Origin of the sequence: Ottowia flava (assembly GCF_008017535.1) — a bacterium.
GTDB classification, from domain to species: Bacteria; Pseudomonadota; Gammaproteobacteria; order Burkholderiales; family Burkholderiaceae_C; genus Ottowia; species Ottowia flava.
Genome location: NZ_VRUA01000001.1, coordinates 364,145 through 381,876, shown reverse-complemented (window position 1 = coordinate 381,876; position 17,732 = coordinate 364,145). Strand labels below are relative to the sequence as shown.

The window sequence follows — 17,732 nt, the reverse complement described above, 5'->3', positions numbered from 1 at the left end:
CTTGCGATCAGCTCAGTTCGGCGAGGAAGCGTTCTGCGCGCGCACGCAGTGAGCCGGAGGACTCGGCAATCACTTCCTTGACCAGGGCGCGGGCACCTTCCGTGTCGCCAATGGCGTGAAATTCCTGAGCCAAAGCCAGCTTGGTGCCCAGTGGATCCTCATCAGCGTCGTCTGGCTGTTCGGTCCGCAACTCGCCGCCTGAACGGGAATCCGGGTTGATCGACAGTGCGTCCATGTCGAAGTCGATCATGCCAGCGTCGCGTACCGTGGAAGAAGCGACCGGGGGCTGGGTCGGGGTGCTTGCGGAAGCGCTGTGCGGATTCAGCTCGCTGGGGGGTGCGAAGTCCAGATCCAGATCGAAATCGACTGGCGCATTGGCTGCCGGCGGGGGAGCAGATGCAGGCTCACGAGCAGCAAGCGAAGCGGCTGCGGCGGTGCCCGCGGCCGCAGCAGCGGAAGCGGAAGCGACTGTCGCCGTTCCGGCCGACACGGTCGGGGCACGCACCGGCGCGTCGTCCAGATCCAGGTCGAGATCCAATGGCATCCCCGAACTGGTTGGCCCCTTTTTTTCGATCAGTTGCGCGGTCTGTGGCTCGGTGTCTGCGCCGAACGAGGGACGGGTAGGCACTGGGGAAGTGCGCACTGCCGGCGCGCCGCCTGGTTTGTAAAGCGGATTGTTGGGATCGAGTTCTGCCCCGAGGTTGGTGATGGCCAGCCAATCCGGGCCCTCACCACCCGTCAATGCGTAGGCTTCGGTAGCGATGGCTTCCAGCGCACGCGCATCGCGGCGCTTGGCGTAAATGCCTGCCAGATTCTTGTGGATCGCCACACGGCCAGGCTGGGTGCGCAAAGCTTCCTTGAGAATTTCCTCAGCCTGCATGTCCCGGCCGTAGGCGAGGTACACGTCGGCTTCGGCGACAGGATCGACGTCACCAGCGGCATCCAACTGGCTGGGCGAATAGGCCATTGACGAGGCGCCGCCGCTGACCGGACCTGCATCCTTGGTATTGACGCGCTGGCCGCCGCTGGCGCCAAAGAAGGAGTCAGGCTGCAGGCGACTTTCGATGAAGGCGCTGTCCAAGGGCGCAGCGTTCTTCTTCGACTTGCGTGAGCGGTAAAGCCCATAGCCCAGCAGACCCAGCACGCCCAAGCCTGCAATGGGCAGCAGCGGGTTCTCCATCAGCGAGTCGAGGAACGAGGGTTCTGCTACCGGGGTAGGGGCGGGCGCGGGAGCCGGCCGGACTGGCTTCGCGGCCGCTGACGCCTCGGCCGAAGCGGCACTGGCGGCTTCGACTGCGGACGCAGCAGCCATGGTGGCAGATGCTGCCTCGGATGCGGCGGCATCTATTGCTGGCATGGGTTCGGACGCCGAGGTGACCGCGGCACTGGCCGAAGCTTGGGCGGTACTCGCAGCCCCAAGAGCGGCCGAGGCAGCCAGCGCGGCAGAGTCTGCCGCCGTCGATGTCACTGGAGCAGAAGCTGCCGAAAGCGGCGGGGAGACCGGGACGGTGACGCCGGGGGGCGCAGCACTTGCGGGGGTGGTGCTTGGTGCAGCGCCCGAAGCGGCCTGCAGGCGCGCCAGGTCGCTGATGTTCTTGTTCAACTCGGCAACGCGGTCGGCTTGCTCCTGCGCCTGCCGGGACTGTGCAACCTGGCTTTCCTTGCCGGTCGGCGTGCCACCCTTGGACAGGGTCAGCCGGTCCTGGCTGGGCGCTGGTGCGCGGTTGTCTTGCACTTGGGCCTGCACACCACCTGACGCGCTGCGAGATGCGGTCGATGTAGGGGTCGATTGCACTCTCGATGCCAAGCCCCGGCGGAAATTGTTGAAATCGCGTGTCTGTGCGACGACTGCACGGCGTGCATCACGTCGGGAAACGGATGCAGCCTGTTCAGCGGTCGGCATATTCAGCACCGCGCCGGCACGCATGCGGTTGACGTTGCCGCCAATGAAGGCGTTCGGGTTCGCGCGCAGCATCGCAACCAGCATCTGATCCAGCGACACACCCTGCGCCCCGGCCGCCGAAGCAATCCCGTAGGCGGTATCGCCTCGCTGGACGGTGACCTGACCACCGCCGCCCGAGGCTTCGACTGCGCTGGGAGCCGGCGCTGGCGCGGCGCGGCGCGGCGCGGGTGTGGCGCGTTGGCGTTCTGGCCGTTCCTGGGGTGCGGTATTGGACGGCGTTGTTTGCTGGGCAACGGGGGGAGCAACAGCCACGGGCGGTGCAGGCGGTGCCACAGGCGGCGCTGTTCGCGATTCGGTCACCGTCACCGGCGGCGGCGCTGCCCGGCCCGGAGGATCGACCAGCATGGTGTAGTCGCGCACCACTCGGCCGTTGGCCCAATTGGCTTCGATCACGATGCCAAGGAAGGGCTCGTTGATCGGCTTGTCCCCGACAACGCGCAGGTATGCCTGACCATTGGGCCGACGATGCAACGTGACCCGTGCGCCGCTCAGTGACGGGCTGTATTCGACCCCGGCAGCACGAAAAGCCTGTGGCGTGGCCATCGTCGCTTGCAGCGTGGAAGCCTCTTCCGAAGAGATCTGCGGAACCTCGATCTCGGCCCGGAGCGGCTCGCCCAAGGAGGAGCGCACGGTAACCGCACCCAGGGCGAATGCTTGGGCGTCGACACTGACACCTACCAAGGCAAGGCTGGCGGCTGTAGCCAGCAGGCCCTTTTTCCAGAACGGAGCGGAGGATCCCTGGTGCAACGGCGATCCCTTCTGGATCGGGGCAAACTTATTCTGCATAGCGGATGAGGGCAGGCTCAGCCTGGCCGGGACGAAGTGAAAATCGACATTAACATCAACAAATTAGGCTGACAAGCTGAGACACTGGTTAAGTCTTCTCACATGTTCAGCCCGCGTCGAAACCGTTGCCCGTATGTTGTGGGCAGGCAACGCGGCGGGCGGTTATGTTCGCCCGTCGCCTCTCCCTCACATCAGGCTTCAAGCAGGATGCGCAGCATGCGGCGCAAGGGCTCGGCAGCGCCCCAAAGCAACTGGTCGCCGACCGTGAAGGCCCCCAAGTACTCTGGGCCCATGGCCAGTTTGCGCAGGCGACCTACGGGAATGTTCATGGTGCCGGTGACCGACACGGGGGTCAGGTCGGCCAAGGTGGCCTCCTTGGTGTTCGGGACAACCTTAACCCAGGCGTTGTCTGCCGCGATCATCGATTCGACGTCCGCGAGCGGAACATCCTTGCGGAGCTTGAAAGTCAGAGCCTGACTATGGCATCGCATGGCGCCCACGCGCACGCAGAAGCCGTCCACCGGGATCGCGGGAGTCTCGAAACCTTCACCCAAACCCAGAATCTTGTTGGTTTCGACCATGCCTTTCCATTCTTCACGGCTTGTGCCGTTGCCAAGATCCTTGTCGATCCAGGGAATGAGTGACCCGCCCAGCGGAACGCCGAAGTTAGCCACCTCTTCGCCGCCCAGGGCGCGCTGCTTGGCGATCACCTTGCGGTCGATTTCCAGGATCGCACTCCTCGGATCCTGCAACAGATCCTTGACTTCGGCGTTCAGCGTGCCGAACTGCGTCAGCAGTTCGCGCATATGCTGCGCGCCGCCTCCGCTGGCCGCCTGATAGGTCTGCGTGCTCATCCATTCGACGAGACCTGCCTTATACAGCGCGCCGACCCCCATCAGCATGCAGCTGACCGTGCAGTTGCCGCCGATCCAGTTGTTGCCACCCTTGGCCAGTGCCGATTGAATCACTGGCAGGTTGACCGGGTCCAGGACGATGACGGCGTCATCATTCATGCGCAGCGTGCTGGCTGCGTCGATCCAATGGCCTTTCCAACCCGCAGCCCGCAACTTGGGGAACACCTCAGAGGTGTAGTCGCCTCCTTGACAGGTCAGGATGACATCACACTTCCTGAGCGCCTCGATGTCGTGCGCGTCCTTCAGTTGCTTTTCGTTCTTGGCCATGGCCGGCGCGGTGCCGCCGGCGTTGCTGGTAGAAAAGAAGACCGGCTCGATCAGGTCGAAGTCCTTCTCGGCCTGCATGCGGTCCATGAGCACCGAACCCACCATGCCGCGCCAGCCCACGAGGCCTACGAGGTTGCCAACTTTCATTTTCTTTCGCGCCTTTCAAACAAAGTGAATCTGTCTGATCCTGCCCGGCTCGTCTGAAGCTCCGGGAGGCGGGCGCACGACGAACCAGACTGGGATCAGCCTTTTTTGGTGGTCGTGGTAATGGGAAAAAGCACGGCGCGCGTCACCCCCGACTGACAAGTCAGGGGCATGCTGTCGACGCGGGCGGCTGAATTCATAGCCCGCCATTGTAGCGGCGATGCGCCGCCTTTTGCGGGACGCGCCGAAGTTGGGCCTGGAGAAGCGCATCGCCCCCCACGAGCCGGGAAAGGCCGCAGGGGCGATGCAGGATAGGCCAGCGGGTTTTCTTACTGGGGGTCGATAAAGCTGCGCAGTTTGTCCGAGCGGCTCGGGTGCTTCAGCTTGCGCAGTGCTTTGGCCTCAATCTGGCGAATGCGCTCACGCGTCACGTCAAACTGCTTGCCCACTTCCTCCAGCGTGTGGTCGGTGGACATCTCGATACCGAAACGCATGCGCAGCACCTTGGCTTCGCGCGGGGTCAGGCTGTCCAGAATGTCCTTGACCACGTCGCGCAGACCGGCCTGCATGGCCGCGTCCACAGGCGCGGTGTTGTTCTGGTCCTCGATGAAGTCGCCCAGGTGCGAATCGTCGTCGTCGCCGATGGGCGTCTCCATGGAGATCGGCTCCTTGGCGATCTTCATGATCTTGCGGATCTTGTCCTCGGGCATCTCCATTTTCTCGGCCAGGATGCCAGCGTCGGGCTCGAAACCGAATTCCTGCAGGTGCTGGCGCGAGATGCGATTCATCTTGTTGATGGTCTCGATCATGTGCACCGGGATGCGGATCGTGCGCGCCTGGTCGGCGATCGAGCGGGTAATCGCCTGGCGGATCCACCAGGTGGCGTAGGTCGAGAACTTGTAGCCGCGGCGGTATTCGAACTTGTCCACCGCCTTCATCAAGCCGATGTTGCCTTCCTGGATCAGGTCGAGGAACTGCAAGCCGCGGTTGGTGTATTTCTTGGCGATCGAGATCACGAGGCGCAGGTTGGCCTCGATCATTTCTTTCTTGGCATCGCGCGAGGCGGCTTCACCTTCGTTCATCCGCTTATTGATGCCTTTGAGTTCGTCCAGCGGCACCACTACCTGCGCTTGCAGGTCGAGCAGCTTTTGCTGCAGGTCCTGAACCGGTGGAATATTCCGTTCCATGATCGCGCTCCAGGGCTTGCCTGCGGCAGCCTGGCCCTCGACCCATTTCAGGTCGAGCAGGTGTGAGCGCACTTTGTTGCCCGCCTTGTCGCGCCCCGAAAAATCGGCGATGAATTGCTCCTGAGGGAAGCCGCACTTGTCCACCACGATGCGGCGCAGTTCGCGCTCGTACTTGCGCACGTCGTCCACGCGGCTGCGCAGCAGATCGCACAGCTTTTCGATGGTCTTGGCGGTGAATCGGATGGTCATCAGGCGGCCCGACAGTGCGGCCTGCGCCTTGACGTAGTTGGGCGAGCCCCAGCCTTCCTTGTCGTAGGCCCTATGCACCTTTTCGAACAGGCCCGCGATTTCGTCGAAGCGGTCGAGCGCCTGATTCTTCAGCGCCTCGAGCAGCTTGGTCATGGCCTTGGAGCCGCCCTTGCCGTCGTCGTCGTCCTCTTCGTCGTACTCGTCGAAGTCTTCCTCGGCCACGTAGTCGTCGTTCTCATCGGCGTCGGCAAAGCCGTCAACGATGGTGTTGATGACGACCTTGCCTTCGCGGATTTCCTCGGCCATGCGCAGGATTTCGGCGATCGTGGACGGGCTCGCGCTGATGGCTTCCATCATGGCCATCAGGCCGCCTTCGATGCGCTTGGCGATCTCGATCTCGCCCTCGCGCGTCAGCAGCTCGACGGTGCCCATCTCGCGCATGTACATGCGCACCGGGTCGGTCGTGCGGCCGAATTCGGAATCGACGGTGGACAGCGCGGCTTCGGCCTCTTCCTCGGCCTCTTCCTCGGTGGCGGTGTTGGAGCCGGTGTTGGTCAGCAGCAGAGTCTCAGCGTCAGGCGTCTGTTCATAGACGGCCACACCCAGATCGTTCAGCATGGAGACCACGGCCTCCAGCGTTTCCGCGTCGACCAGCTTGTCGGGCAGGTGGTCGTTGATTTCGCCATGCGTGAGGTAGCCGCGTGTCTTGCCCAGCTTGAGCAGCGCCTTCAGGTTGGCGCGGCGGGTGGTCATCTCTTCTTCAGAGAGAACACCTTCGTCTAGGCCGAATTCCTTCATCAAGGCGCGCTCCTTCGCCTTGCTGATCTTCATGCGCAGGGGTTTGGGCTTTTCGGCGCCGACCTCGGGGACGGCAGGCGCTTCCGGCTCACCCTGCAGATCGTCCTCAATGTCCGACATGTCGGCATCATCTTCAGCCCCAGCCTTGCCTGAACGGCCGCGCTTGGCGGGTGTCGACTTTTCGGCAGCAGCTGCGCCTTTGGCAGGGCGGCCGGCTTTCTTGGCAGGCACGCTCGCCCCGGCGGTGGTCTTCTTGGCGGCAGCTTTTGCAGCCGGCTTTTTCTTCACCTCTTCGGTGTCGCTGACAGCGGCAGGTGACTTGGCCGCGGTTTTGGCGGCTGGCTTGACGGTTTTCTGACTGATGGGCATGAATCAACCTTGCAATGGGTGTGCCAAAGCACAACGACGCTCGATGGGGAGTCGGCGGTGGGCGGCGGCAACCAACAACGGAACTACGTTATGCGGGCAGACGGGTCATGAACAGGCCTGCTGCCGGCAATCCGTCAGGGCAAGGTGAGGGCGAACATTTGGGGTGCAGTCCTTGCGGTATGTTGGCCATCCCTGGGGTAAGGTGGGGCGCGCTTGACGTAGGCGCGCTGGCCGGGCCGGAGGTGCTGCTGTCGCTCTTGCCGGTGACAAGCCTTTAATTATAACTTTCCTGCCGATTTTCAAGGGCCGCCATGCACCGTCTGGCGCGATTCGCGGTCGATTTCTGTCAATTCAAGCATCAGACGCTGGTAGGTCTCAACGTCGTGGTCGGTTGCGGCTCGGGCCATGCGCCGCTGCAAACCTTCTCGCCGCTCGGTGCGCAGAATGTCCTTCAATTCGGCCGGCTCCGAGAGGATGTCCGGAGGCAGACGATCCACAAGCTCGACCGTGAAAGCCTCCTGAGGGTGTTCGCGCAGTGCTTCGCGCAACGCGCTCCAAGGCTGAGGGCCGTGGTCAAGCCATTGTCCGGCCAGCCAAGTGAAGACTGGCCCGTGCGGCGCGGGCAGTTCACACAGCAGCAGGTGTTCATTCTGGCTCAGCGTGTCCCAGGCGCTGGGCTCGGTGAGCAGGATTTGCAGGGCCCGGCTGGCGCGCGAGCCGGGCTGAGCGCGCACCGGGCGGGGCAGAACGCGTGAGCCCGAGATTTCACGCGTTTTCGGCCTCTGGCCCTTGTCAGCATTGCGCGGCCAGCTCCTGTTTTGAGAGTATTCTGTGCGCAGTGGGGACGCGCCGGCATGGCGTACACCCCACAGTTGCTCCAGCTCATGCGTGCCCAGTTGCACCTGGGTGGCGATCTCACCCAGCAGTTGCTGGGCCAGCGCGCCCTTGGGCATCAGCTGCCACAGCGGCTGCGCGTTGGCGGCAAACAGCGACCGGCCCTCGGCCGTGCCCATGTCGCAGTCCTGCGCCGCTGCCTCAAGCAGAAAGCGCGACAACGGTGTGGCCTGGCGCACGGCGTCACCAAAGGCCTCGCTCCCTTCGGCACGGATGAAGCTGTCCGGGTCGTGTTCGGCCGGCAGGAACAGGAACTTGACGCTGCGCGTATCGGTCGCAAGGGGCAGGGCGGCTTCCAGCGCCTTGCGGGCGGCGCGACGGCCCGCCGCGTCGCCGTCAAAACTGAACACCACGCTGTCGGTAAAGCGAAACAGCTTGTGCACATGCTCGGGGGTGCAGGCCGTGCCGAGGGTGGCCACCGCATTGGCAAAGCCCAACTGGGCCAGCGCGACCACGTCCATGTAGCCTTCGGTGACCAAAGCGAAGCCGTGTTCGCGCAGCGCGGACCGGGCTTCAAACAGGCCGTACAGCTCGCGCCCCTTGTGGAACACGGGCGTTTCGGGCGAGTTGAGGTACTTGGGCTTTTCGTCCCCCAGCACGCGACCGCCAAAGCCGATCACCTCGCCCTTCACGCTGCGGATCGGAAACATCACCCGGTCGCGAAAGCGGTCGTAGCGCTTGCCGTCATCGCCTTCCCCGGCGATGACCAGGCCGCTCTCGTCCAGCAGCGGGTCGGCGTAGTCGGGGAACACGCTGGCCAGCGCGCGCCAGCCTTCGGGCGCGTAGCCCAGCCCGAACTGCTTGGCTATTTGGCCGGAAAGGCCACGTTGCTTGAAATACGCGATCGCCTTGGGCGAATGGCGCAGGTGCTCACGGTACGCATCGGCCGCGCGCTCGAGCACGCCGCTCAAGGTGGCGCGCTGCGCCGACTCCTGAGCAGCCCGTTCGCGCTCGGCCGGGCTGCGCTCATCTTCCGGCACCTGCAAGCCGTACTGCTGTGCGAGATCGTGAACCACTTCGACAAAGCCGGCGCCGGTATGGTCCATCAGAAAACCGATGGCGTTGCCGTTCTTGCCGCAGCCAAAGCAGTGGTAGAACTGCTTGGACGGGCTCACCGTGAACGAGGGCGACTTCTCCGAATGGAACGGACACAGGCCCGACAGGTTGGCGCCGGTTTTCTTTAGCTGGACATAGCGCCCGACGATCTCCACGACGTCGGCGCGCGCCAAAAGCTCCTGGATGAAATGCTGGGGAATCGCCACGCCGCCCATTGTCGCAGGCGTTTCTCAGGGTTTCCCGCCATCAGGATTTCTTTGACGGGCCATGGCAGATTGTTTAAGCTTAAACAAAATACCAGGAGACAAGCATGACCGTTTCGCTCGCTGACTTCGCCGGCGACATCGCCAGTGGCGCCCTGCGCATCGTGGACCTGACCCAGACGCTTTCGCCCGACTTCCCTCCGTTGGTGCTGCCGCCCGAGTTCGGTCAGGTCTGGGCGTTCAAGCAGGAAACCATCTCCCGCTACGACGAGAAAGGCCCGGGCTGGTACTGGAACAACTTCTCCTGCGGTGAGCACACGGGTACTCACTTTGACGCGCCGGCCCACTGGATTACCGGGAAGGGCCACGCCAACAACACGGTTGATACCATTGACCCGAAGGTTTTCATTGGCCCAGCCTGCGTTGTGGACGCGAGCGCCGAGGTCGCCGCCAACGACGACTGGTTGCTGGATGTGCCGTTTCTCGAGGCCTGGGAAGCCCAGCACGGCCGCATACCGGCGGGCGCCTGGGTCGTCTTTCGCACCGACTGGAGCCGTCGCATCCAGGACCCGGCAAGCTTCGTCAACCTGAAGGACGACGGCGCTCACACGCCAGGCCCGACGCAGGCCGCGGTCGAATGGATGATCGGCCGCGACGTGCGCGGCTTTGCCGTCGAGACCATCAACACCGACGCCGGCCAGAGCTACGCGTGGCCCATCGGCTACCCGTGCCACACGCTGATGCACGGGGCCAACAAATACGGCCTGCAGTGCTTGACCAACGTCGACCAGCTGCCGCCCACGGGCGCGGTGATCCTCGCGGCGCCGCTGAAGATCCAGGGTGGCTCGGGCTCGCCCCTGCGCGTGCTGGCGCTGGTGCCGCAAGCCGCCTGAATTCCCTTTCCCGGAGAGTGACCGTATGGCTGAGCGTTCCTTCGCGAAGGAAGTAGAGCAGTTGCGCGTGCCTGCAGGCACCGAGTTTCGCGGCGAAGGCATTCTGGCCGTGACCAAGGCACTGCTGGAGTGCGGCGTCGGCTACGTGACCGGCTACCAGGGCTCGCCGATCTCGCACCTGATGGATGTGCTCTCCGATGCGCAGCCGATCCTGCGCGAGCTGGGGGTGTATTTCGAGCCGGCCGCGAGCGAGGCGGCAGCCGCGGCCGCGCTGTCGGCCTCGGTCAACTACCCGGTGCGCGGCGCCGTCACCTGGAAATCCACGGTCGGCACCAATGTGGCGTCCGACGCACTGGCCAACCTGGCGTCGGGCGGGGTGACCGGCGGCGCGCTCATCATCGTGGGCGAGGACTACGGCGAAGGCTCCTCGATCATGCAGGAGCGAACCCACGCGTTTGCCATGAAGTCACAGATGTGGCTGCTCGATCCCAAGCCGCATCTGCCGTCCATCGTGAAGGCCGTGCACGATGGCTTTGCGCTGTCCGAGGCCAGCCAAACCCCGGTGATGCTGGAGTTGCGCATCCGCTCCTGCCACCTGCACGGAAAGTTCATCACGCAGGAAAACCGCCGGCCCGAGTTCAGCCTGAAGCAGGCGCTGGAGCAGCCCCGGCGCGACGTCAACCGCATCGTGTTGCCGCCAGCCTCGTTCCTGCACGAGCGCGAAAAAATCGAGCAGCGCTGGCCGGCCGCGGTGCGCTACATCGCAGAACATCAACTCAACGAGTTCGTGCCGGGTGACCTTGATCACATCGGCATCGTGCTGCTGGGTGGCATGAGCAACAACGTGCAGCGTGCGCTGCACCTGCTCGATATGGCTGATCTGTTTGGCACCAGCCGTGTTCCGCAGTACATCCTGAACGTGGCCTACCCGCTGGTTGAAGAAGAGGTGCTGCGCTTTTGCGGCGGCAAAAGCGCTGTGCTGGTGGTCGAAGAAGGCCAGCCCGATTACCACGAGCAACATCTCAACACCATCTTGCGTCGCCATGGTGTCAACACCGTCGTGCATGGCAAGGACATGCTGCCGATGGGGGGCGACTACACGGTCAACGTCCTGCGCCAGGGGCTCAAGGCCTTTTTTCAGCAACACCATCCGGCAGCCCTGGCGGCGCCCGTGGCCATCAGTTTGCCGACGCCCACCGCGCCCGCTGCAGTGGCTGCGCCTGCGGCAGCGGCAGCGGCCGTGTCAGGCCTGCTGCCACCCCGCCCGCCCGGGCTGTGCGTGGGATGCCCGGAGCGACCGATCTTCTCGTCGCTGAAACTGGTCGAGCAGGAGTTGGGGCAGCACCACGTCTCGGCCGACATCGGCTGCCACCTGTTTTCGATCATGCCGCCGTTCAACATCGGCGCCACCACGATGGGCTACGGCCTGGGCGCCAGCAGCGCATCGGCCTTCAATGCGGGCGGGCAACTGGGCGCGGGCAAGAAGGCGATTGCCTTCATGGGCGATGGCGGCTTCTGGCACAACGGGCTGACCTCGGGCATCGGCAATGCGGTGTTCAACCAGCACGACAACGTGTTCGTGATCGTTGACAACAACTACTCAGCTGCCACGGGCGGCCAGGACATACCCTCGTCGCGCAACACCAACCCCAACCGCAGCACGATGCACCCGATCGAGCGCGCCGTGCGCGGCGTGGGCGTGCAATGGGCGCGTACGCTGCCGCGCACCTACGACGTGACAGCCATGCGCGACATGATGCGCGAGGCGCTGACCAGCACCGCGCCCGGGCCGAAGGTCATCATCGCGCAGAGCGAATGCATGCTCAATCGGCAGCGACGCGAGAAACCACGCGCGGCGGCAGCTATCAAAAAAGGAGATCGCGTCGTCAAGGAGCGCTTCGGCGTCGACGCTGCGGTGTGTTCCGGCGACCATGCGTGCATGCGGGTTTCCGGCTGCCCCAGCCTCACGCTCGCCCCCAGCGGCGACGCGCTCAAGCCAGACCCCGTCGCGCACGTGGACGAGCATTGCGTGGCGTGCGGCCATTGCGGCGAAGTGGCCGACGCGGCCGTGCTGTGCCCGTCGTTCTACAAGGCCCAGAAGGTGCACAACCCGACCGCGCGCGATCGGTGGGTGGCTTCGTGGCGCCGCTCCGTCATCGGGTGGTTGCGGCGCGGCAGCGAACGCGAGCAGGCCACGCGGCAGCTTCACCCCACTGGGCAGTCCACGGCCGAGGCTGCGCGATGAAGCCGCGCCTGATCACCATCGCCGTGCTGGCGCTCGGCGGGCAGGGCGGCGGCGTGCTGGTGGACTGGATCGTCGACCTGGCCGAGCACGCAGGCTGGACGGCGCAGGCCACCTCCGTCGCGGGCGTCGCTCAGCGCACGGGCGCCACCATCTACTACATCGAGCTGGCTGAGCCCACGCCGGGCCGCGAACCCGTGCTGGCGCTGATGCCCGTGCCAGGCGAGGTGGACATCCTGATCGCGGCCGAGCTGATGGAGGCGGGCCGCTCGGTCGAGCGCGGCTTTGTCACGCCCAACCGCACCACGGTCATCACCAGCAGCCACCGGACCTATGCGGTTCAGGAGAAGATGGCGCCCGGCAACGGTACGGCCGACAGCAGTGCCGTGCTTTCTGTCGTGCAGACCGCGGCGCAGCGGGTGGTGGCCGACGACATGCAGGCGCTGGCCGTGCGCCACGGCAGCGTGATCTCGGCCTGCCTGTTTGGCGCGCTGGCTGGCAGCGGCGTGCTGCCCTTCGACGCGGCCGATTTCGAGGCGGTGGTCGAGCGCGGCGGGGTGGGTGTGAAGCCGAGCCTGGCGGCCATGCGGGCCGCCGCGCTGCTCGCGCGCGAACAGCAGGCCCTGCCGACGCTCGACAACCCCGCCGACGCCATGCAGACCGCGCCGCGCGCGCTGCCGGAACGCGTTGCCCATGCCCCCCTGGAAGCTCTGGTGGAGCAGGTTCGCCGAGAGTTTCCTGCGGCCGCATGGAACTGGCTTGGCGAAGGCCTGGCTCGCGTGACCGAATGGCAGGACGTGGACTACGGCCACGAATATCTGAGCCGCGTGCGGCCCTTTGCCGATTCGGATGCGGCTGCGGGCGACGCGAGCGCAATGCTCACCATCGCTGCTGCGCGCTGGATCGCGGTGGCCATGGCCTACGACGACGTGATCCGGGTGGCCGACCTCAAGACCCGCGCCACGCGCGATGAACGGGTGCGCGGCGAAGTGGGCGCGGGCGCCGATGACGTGCTCGGCCTGGAAGAGTTCTTCCACCCGCGCCTGGAAGAAGTGCTGGGCCTGCTGCCCGAGCGCTGGGCCAAGCGCATTGAATCGAGCCCATGGCTCAGCGAATCCTTGCAGCGCCGATTGGCGCACGGGCGGCGGATTCAGACGCACACCATCGGCGGATTCCTGCAACTGCGCATGGCGGCGGGTTTGCGCCGGTGGCGCCGTGGCAGCCGAAGGCATGCGGCCGAGGTTTTGCACCTGGAGCAGTGGCTGGCCGAGGCGCGGCGCGCCGTGAACACGGGTGACCGTGCGCTGGCCGCCGAGATATTGCATTGCCGTCGGCTCGTCAAAGGCTACAGCGACACCCATGCGCGTGGCCAGAGCCGCTTCGACCGGCTGATGCACGCTGCGCGCCGCCTGGAGGGCCGTCCGGAAGCGGCCGCACGTTTGCGCGAGCTGCGCGAGGCTGCGCTGAAGGACGCCGAGGGCCGTGCGCTCGATGTGGCCGAGCGCGCCCTGTTCGCGGCCGATGCGCTGGCTGTGCCGCCGCGCTGACCTGAGCCGTCCTGTTCTTTTTTTGAGCCGAAGTCTGGAGCCTGCATGAGTCTGCCCAACCGCCGTCGCGCCACCGCACACCTGTCTGCCCTGGCGGCCCTGATCGCCGCGCCCAGTCTGGCCGCGCGCGCGCAGGCCCGCACCTGGCCGACGCGCCCGGTCCGCTTCGTTGTCGCCTTTCCGCCGGGCGGCCTGGCCGATGTGATGATGCGGGCGATCCAGCCCGCCCTGACGCAGGCGTTGGGCCAACCGGTGGTGATCGACAACCGGGGCGGCGCCGGTGGCAACGTGGCCGGCGTCGAAATGCTGCGCGCCAAGGACGACCACACCTTTCTGGTGACCGTGAGCACCACCGAGTCGGTCAACCCGTCGATGTTCAGCGCCATGCCGTTCGATCCGGCCAAGCAGTTGCAGCACATCGCCTTGCTGGCCAATAGCCAGCTATTCCTGGTCACCCGCCCCACGTTGCCGCCGAACGACCTGAAGGCCTTCGTGGCCTACGCCAAGGCGCACCCGGGCAAGATGAGCTACGGCTCGGCCGGCACGGGCACCACGCCGCACATCGGCGGCGAGCTGTTCAAGCAGGGCGCGGGCATCTTCGCCACGCACATCCCTTACCGCGGCGCGGCGCCGGCGATCCAGGACGTGATGGCCGGGCAGATCGACTTTGCGTTTGCACCGGGGACGGTGTTCCCGATGGTCAAGACCGGCAAGCTCAAGCTGCTGGCGGTGGCCAGCAAAGCGCGCACGCCCAACTACCCGAGCGCACCGACGTTCACCGAAAACGGCATTCCGGACGTGTTCGCCGACACCTTGTTCGGTGTGTACGGGCCCGCGGGTATGCCGGCCGAGGTGGTGACGCTGCTCAACCGCGAGATCAATCGCCAGCTGGCCGAACCGGCCATTCGCGCCAAGTTCGCCGAGATGGGGGCCGACGCCATGCCGATCTCGCCGGACCAATTCAAATCCCAGGTTCGCGCCGAGACCGAGCTGTTCAGCCGCATCGTCAAGGCGCGGTCGATCAAGGCCGAATGAGGGCCGTGCGCTGATGGCTGGCGACTGGACCCCCGATTTCGAGCTCGCCCGGCGGATCCGCTTTTCGGACTGCGATCCGGCCGGCATCGTCTTCTATCCGCAGTATTTCGTGATGTTCAACGGCCTGGTCGAAGACTGGTTCACGCAGGGCCTGTGCATCCCGTTCGAGCAGCTGATCACTACGCGCCGCATCGGCGTGCCCACAGCGCACCTCAGCGTCGATTTCCGCGCACCCAGCAGCTTTGGCGAGACCGTGACGCTCAGCCTGGGCGTCATGCGGCTGGGCAGCAAGTCGATCGAGTTGCAGGTGCGTTGTGTTGGGTCGGATGGCGCCCAGCGCATCACGATGCGCCAGGTGCTGGTCACCACCTCGCTGGCCACGCACCAGTCGGTCGCGGTGCCGGACGACATCCGCGCGGCGATCACCGCCCAAGCGCGCCAACAGGGGCTGATGGCGCCGCGCCAGTGAACAAGTACCCACCTGTTGAGACGCCGCCAGGTGGGCCAGAGCAGGGCTTGGTCAGCGCGCTGGCTTGACGCAACGGGTGAGAGGGCGCGCGCTGCACGGTTGCCAGAACAGCCGTTTGCTCTTTAAAGAGTAGCTGTTAGCGAAGATCTACAGGGGGCTGTAGGCTGTTTTGATGCCTGAATGTGCGAGGTCTGCCGTCCTCCGGCCTCGATGGCTGCCACCAGGGCAAAGCGACGGCCGCCACCGTGCGCATGGCGTTCGGGCACCGGCAACGCCCCTGCGGCTGGCCGGTGGATGCGGGTTTGTCCCGATGTGCTGGCTGTCAGACCAAGGCCAGCTTGGCTGGCTATCATGAAATTGACCGATTCGCACGCGCGCTACGGTGCGTCCGCACCGCGCCCAAGCCACCGCCCGCCCCACAGGAGACACCCATGGCCAGCATCTTTGACACCGACTTGCCGCGCACCGAGGCCAACTTCGCGCCGCTCACGCCGCTGGCCTTCATTCAGCGCACGGCCGAGGTCTACCCCGACCGCCTGGCCATCGTGCACGGTGATCTGCGACGCAACTGGGGTGAGACCTACGCGCGCTGCCGACAACTGGCCAGCGCGCTGCAAAAGGTGGGCATCGGCAAGAACGACACCGTGGCGGTGATGCTGCCCAACACGCCGCCGATGGTGGAGGCGCACTTCGGCGTGCCCATGGCCGGCGCCGTGCTCAACACCCTGAACACGCGTCTCGACCCCGAGGCGGTCGCCTTCATGCTCGATCACGGCGAGGCCAAGGCCCTGATCATCGACCCAGAATTCGCCAGCATCGTGAAGAAGGCACTCACGCTGCGCCAGTCCAAGACGCCCCTGCTGGTGATCGATGTGGAAGACCCACTCTTCGGCGAAGGCCAGAAGCTGGGCACGACGACCTACGACGCCTTTGTTGCCACGGGCGACCCCACGTTCGAATGGCACTACCCCGGCGACGAGTGGGATGCCATCGCGCTCAACTACACCAGCGGCACCACGGGCAACCCGAAAGGCGTGGTCTACCACCACCGCGGCGCGGCCACCAATGCGGTGTCCAACATCCTGGAATGGGACCTGCCCAAGCACGCCGTGTACCTGTGGACGCTGCCCATGTTCCACTGCAACGGCTGGTGCTTCCCCTGGACGGTGGCGGCGCGCGCGGCCGTCAACGTGTGCCTGCGCCGCGTGGACGCCAAGGCGATCTTTGACGCCATTCGCGACCACGGGGTCACGCACTACTGCGGCGCGCCCATCGTGCACGGCCTGCTGGTGAATGCGTCCGCCGAACTGAAGCAGGGTGTGCCGCGCGGCGTGAAGGCCATGGTGGCGGGCGCTGCGCCCCCGGCGTCGATGATCGAGGGCATGGAGGAAATGGGGTTCGACCTGACCCACGTTTACGGCCTGACCGAGGTGTATGGCCCCGCCACCGTGTGCGCCAAGCACGCGAGCTGGGACAGCCTGGACATCGGCGAGCGCGCGCGCCTGAACGCGCGCCAGGGCGTGCGCTACCACCTGCAGCGCGATGCGCGCGTGATCAACCCCGAAACCATGCAGCCTGTTCCGCTGGACGGTGAAACCATGGGCGAGATCATGTTCCGCGGCAACATCGCCATGAAGGGCTACCTGAAGAACCCCAAGGCCACCGCAGAGGCTTTTGCCGGCGGCTGGTTCCATTCGGGCGACCTTGCCGTGCAGTACCCCGACGGCTACATCAAGATCAAGGACCGCAGCAAGGACATCATCATCTCAGGCGGCGAGAACATCTCGTCGATCGAGGTCGAAGACGTGCTCTACCGCCACCCCGCTGTGCTGGCTGCCGCCGTGGTGGCCAAGCCCGACCCGAAATGGGGCGAGACGCCGTGCGCCTTCCTGGAGCTGAAGCCCGGCGCCGAAGTGACCGGGGCCGACATCGTCGCGCACTGCAAGCAGCACCTGGCCGGCTTCAAGGTGCCGCGCGCCATCGTGTTCGGCGAGCTGCCCAAGACCAGCACCGGCAAGATCCAGAAGTTCGAGCTGCGCAAACAGGCCGGGTCGGCCGCGGCGATCGACGTGTGATGCGCGTGCCCGCGGGTGCGCCGCACGGGGTGGCCACGGCGGCTGAATGAGCGCGCCTGACGCGTCGGAGGCCGACGAATCCGGCTACCTGCTCAGCGCCGTGTTGATCGGCGTGCTGGCCGCCCTGCTGTGGGCCGTGCTGGCGGCCGAGCAGCGCACCGGATATCTCGACCAGGGCGATGCCGCGGTGTGGCCGGGCGCCTACGTCATGGCCTGGGGCGCGATGTTCGGGCTGAGCTATTGGTGGTTCTTCTTGCGCGGGCTGATGTGGCTGTGCGAGCACGGCTCACGCCCGAGCGGGCGCAAGATGGCTTGGTTCTACGCAGCGCTGGGCGGTTTTCTCGGCCTGATGGGCGCCTTCAAAGGTCTGGGCTGGTTGGGTTGAGCGCGGAACATTCCGCGGGTTGGGTGTTTTTTGCTAGCTTATCTGTAGCTGCCAGCGCAGATGGGACTAGCGCCGGGAACCTTTTCGGCTGGTGGAGAATCGAAGCAAGATTCGCGCGCGCCTGGACCACTTCGGCTGACCGTCACGCGCTCCAAGTCACCGCGCCCGTGCCATCGGGCAACCGGGTCACCGCGCCATTCGCCACCACGTCGGCGCGCCGGTTGGCTCGGGTGCGCCGCTGAGCGCTGCCTGTCAT

11 protein-coding genes are annotated in these 17,732 nt (G+C 65.5%); 7 read left to right on the top strand and 4 right to left on the bottom strand.

Annotation, left to right across the window (positions count from 1 at the left end; genetic code table 11):
* Positions 1-7 precede the first annotated feature (7 nt).
* The 4 genes from FVQ98_RS01715 to dnaG all read right to left on the bottom strand — a co-directional run bounded on the left by FVQ98_RS01715 (position 8) and on the right by dnaG (position 8,833).
* Positions 8-2,710, bottom strand: a complete 2,703-nt coding sequence (locus FVQ98_RS01715) for a FimV/HubP family polar landmark protein (protein ID WP_255507569.1) — start codon at positions 2,708-2,710, stop codon at positions 8-10.
* A 230-nt stretch (positions 2,711-2,940) separates the two neighbouring features.
* Positions 2,941-4,077: an aspartate-semialdehyde dehydrogenase gene (gene asd, locus FVQ98_RS01710; protein WP_147911680.1), complete on the bottom strand. Its 1,137-nt coding sequence runs from the start codon at positions 4,075-4,077 to the stop codon at positions 2,941-2,943.
* 326 nt (positions 4,078-4,403) lie between these two features.
* Positions 4,404-6,677: an RNA polymerase sigma factor RpoD gene (gene rpoD, locus FVQ98_RS01705; protein ID WP_147911679.1), complete on the bottom strand. Its 2,274-nt coding sequence runs from the start codon at positions 6,675-6,677 to the stop codon at positions 4,404-4,406.
* Between the two features lie 299 nt (positions 6,678-6,976).
* On the bottom strand, positions 6,977-8,833 hold the full coding sequence (dnaG, locus tag FVQ98_RS01700) for a DNA primase (RefSeq protein WP_147911678.1): 1,857 nt from the start codon (positions 8,831-8,833) through the stop codon (positions 6,977-6,979).
* Positions 8,834-8,937: 104 nt separating this feature from the next.
* Here dnaG and FVQ98_RS01695 point away from each other — a divergent pair, with 104 nt between their 5' ends.
* The 7 genes from FVQ98_RS01695 to FVQ98_RS01665 all read left to right on the top strand — a co-directional run bounded on the left by FVQ98_RS01695 (position 8,938) and on the right by FVQ98_RS01665 (position 17,476).
* Positions 8,938-9,723 (top strand): cyclase family protein, encoded by a 786-nt coding sequence (locus tag FVQ98_RS01695; protein WP_147911677.1) that lies wholly within the window; start codon positions 8,938-8,940, stop codon positions 9,721-9,723.
* A gap of 25 nt (positions 9,724-9,748) precedes the next feature.
* The gene (locus FVQ98_RS01690) at positions 9,749-11,968 is read left to right on the top strand and encodes a thiamine pyrophosphate-dependent enzyme (RefSeq protein WP_147911676.1); all 2,220 of its coding nucleotides are present in this window, start codon (positions 9,749-9,751) and stop codon (positions 11,966-11,968) included.
* Positions 11,965-13,512, top strand: a complete 1,548-nt coding sequence (locus FVQ98_RS01685) for an indolepyruvate oxidoreductase subunit beta family protein (protein ID WP_147911675.1) — start codon at positions 11,965-11,967, stop codon at positions 13,510-13,512. The genes FVQ98_RS01690 and FVQ98_RS01685 overlap by 4 nt, the downstream gene beginning before the upstream one ends.
* A gap of 45 nt (positions 13,513-13,557) precedes the next feature.
* Entirely contained in the window at positions 13,558-14,547 is a 990-nt protein-coding gene (locus FVQ98_RS01680) for a Bug family tripartite tricarboxylate transporter substrate binding protein (RefSeq protein ID WP_147911674.1), read from the top strand.
* Positions 14,548-14,560: 13 nt separating this feature from the next.
* Positions 14,561-15,016 carry an acyl-CoA thioesterase gene (locus tag FVQ98_RS01675; RefSeq protein ID WP_147911673.1) on the top strand — a complete coding sequence of 152 codons (456 nt, stop codon included), beginning with the start codon at positions 14,561-14,563 and terminating at the stop codon, positions 15,014-15,016.
* 431 nt (positions 15,017-15,447) lie between these two features.
* On the top strand, positions 15,448-17,091 hold the full coding sequence (locus tag FVQ98_RS01670; protein WP_147911672.1) for an acyl-CoA synthetase: 1,644 nt from the start codon (positions 15,448-15,450) through the stop codon (positions 17,089-17,091).
* A gap of 46 nt (positions 17,092-17,137) precedes the next feature.
* Entirely contained in the window at positions 17,138-17,476 is a 339-nt protein-coding gene (locus tag FVQ98_RS01665; protein WP_147911671.1) for a hypothetical protein, read from the top strand.
* The last annotated feature ends 256 nt before the right edge of the window (positions 17,477-17,732 follow it).

What these genes read in the sequence shown, in the direction of transcription:
- asd (WP_147911680.1), bottom strand. Translation starts at nt 4,077, where the DNA reads ATGAAAGTTGGCAACCTCGTAGGCCTCGTGGGCTGGCGCGGCATGGTG.
- rpoD (WP_147911679.1), bottom strand. Translation starts at nt 6,677, where the DNA reads ATGCCCATCAGTCAGAAAACCGTCAAGCCAGCCGCCAAAACCGCGGCC.
- FVQ98_RS01695 (WP_147911677.1), top strand. Translation starts at nt 8,938, where the DNA reads ATGACCGTTTCGCTCGCTGACTTCGCCGGCGACATCGCCAGTGGCGCC.
- FVQ98_RS01690 (WP_147911676.1), top strand. Translation starts at nt 9,749, where the DNA reads ATGGCTGAGCGTTCCTTCGCGAAGGAAGTAGAGCAGTTGCGCGTGCCT.
- FVQ98_RS01685 (WP_147911675.1), top strand. Translation starts at nt 11,965, where the DNA reads ATGAAGCCGCGCCTGATCACCATCGCCGTGCTGGCGCTCGGCGGGCAG.
- FVQ98_RS01680 (WP_147911674.1), top strand. Translation starts at nt 13,558, where the DNA reads ATGAGTCTGCCCAACCGCCGTCGCGCCACCGCACACCTGTCTGCCCTG.
- FVQ98_RS01675 (WP_147911673.1), top strand. Translation starts at nt 14,561, where the DNA reads ATGGCTGGCGACTGGACCCCCGATTTCGAGCTCGCCCGGCGGATCCGC.
- FVQ98_RS01670 (WP_147911672.1), top strand. Translation starts at nt 15,448, where the DNA reads ATGGCCAGCATCTTTGACACCGACTTGCCGCGCACCGAGGCCAACTTC.
- FVQ98_RS01665 (WP_147911671.1), top strand. Translation starts at nt 17,138, where the DNA reads ATGAGCGCGCCTGACGCGTCGGAGGCCGACGAATCCGGCTACCTGCTC.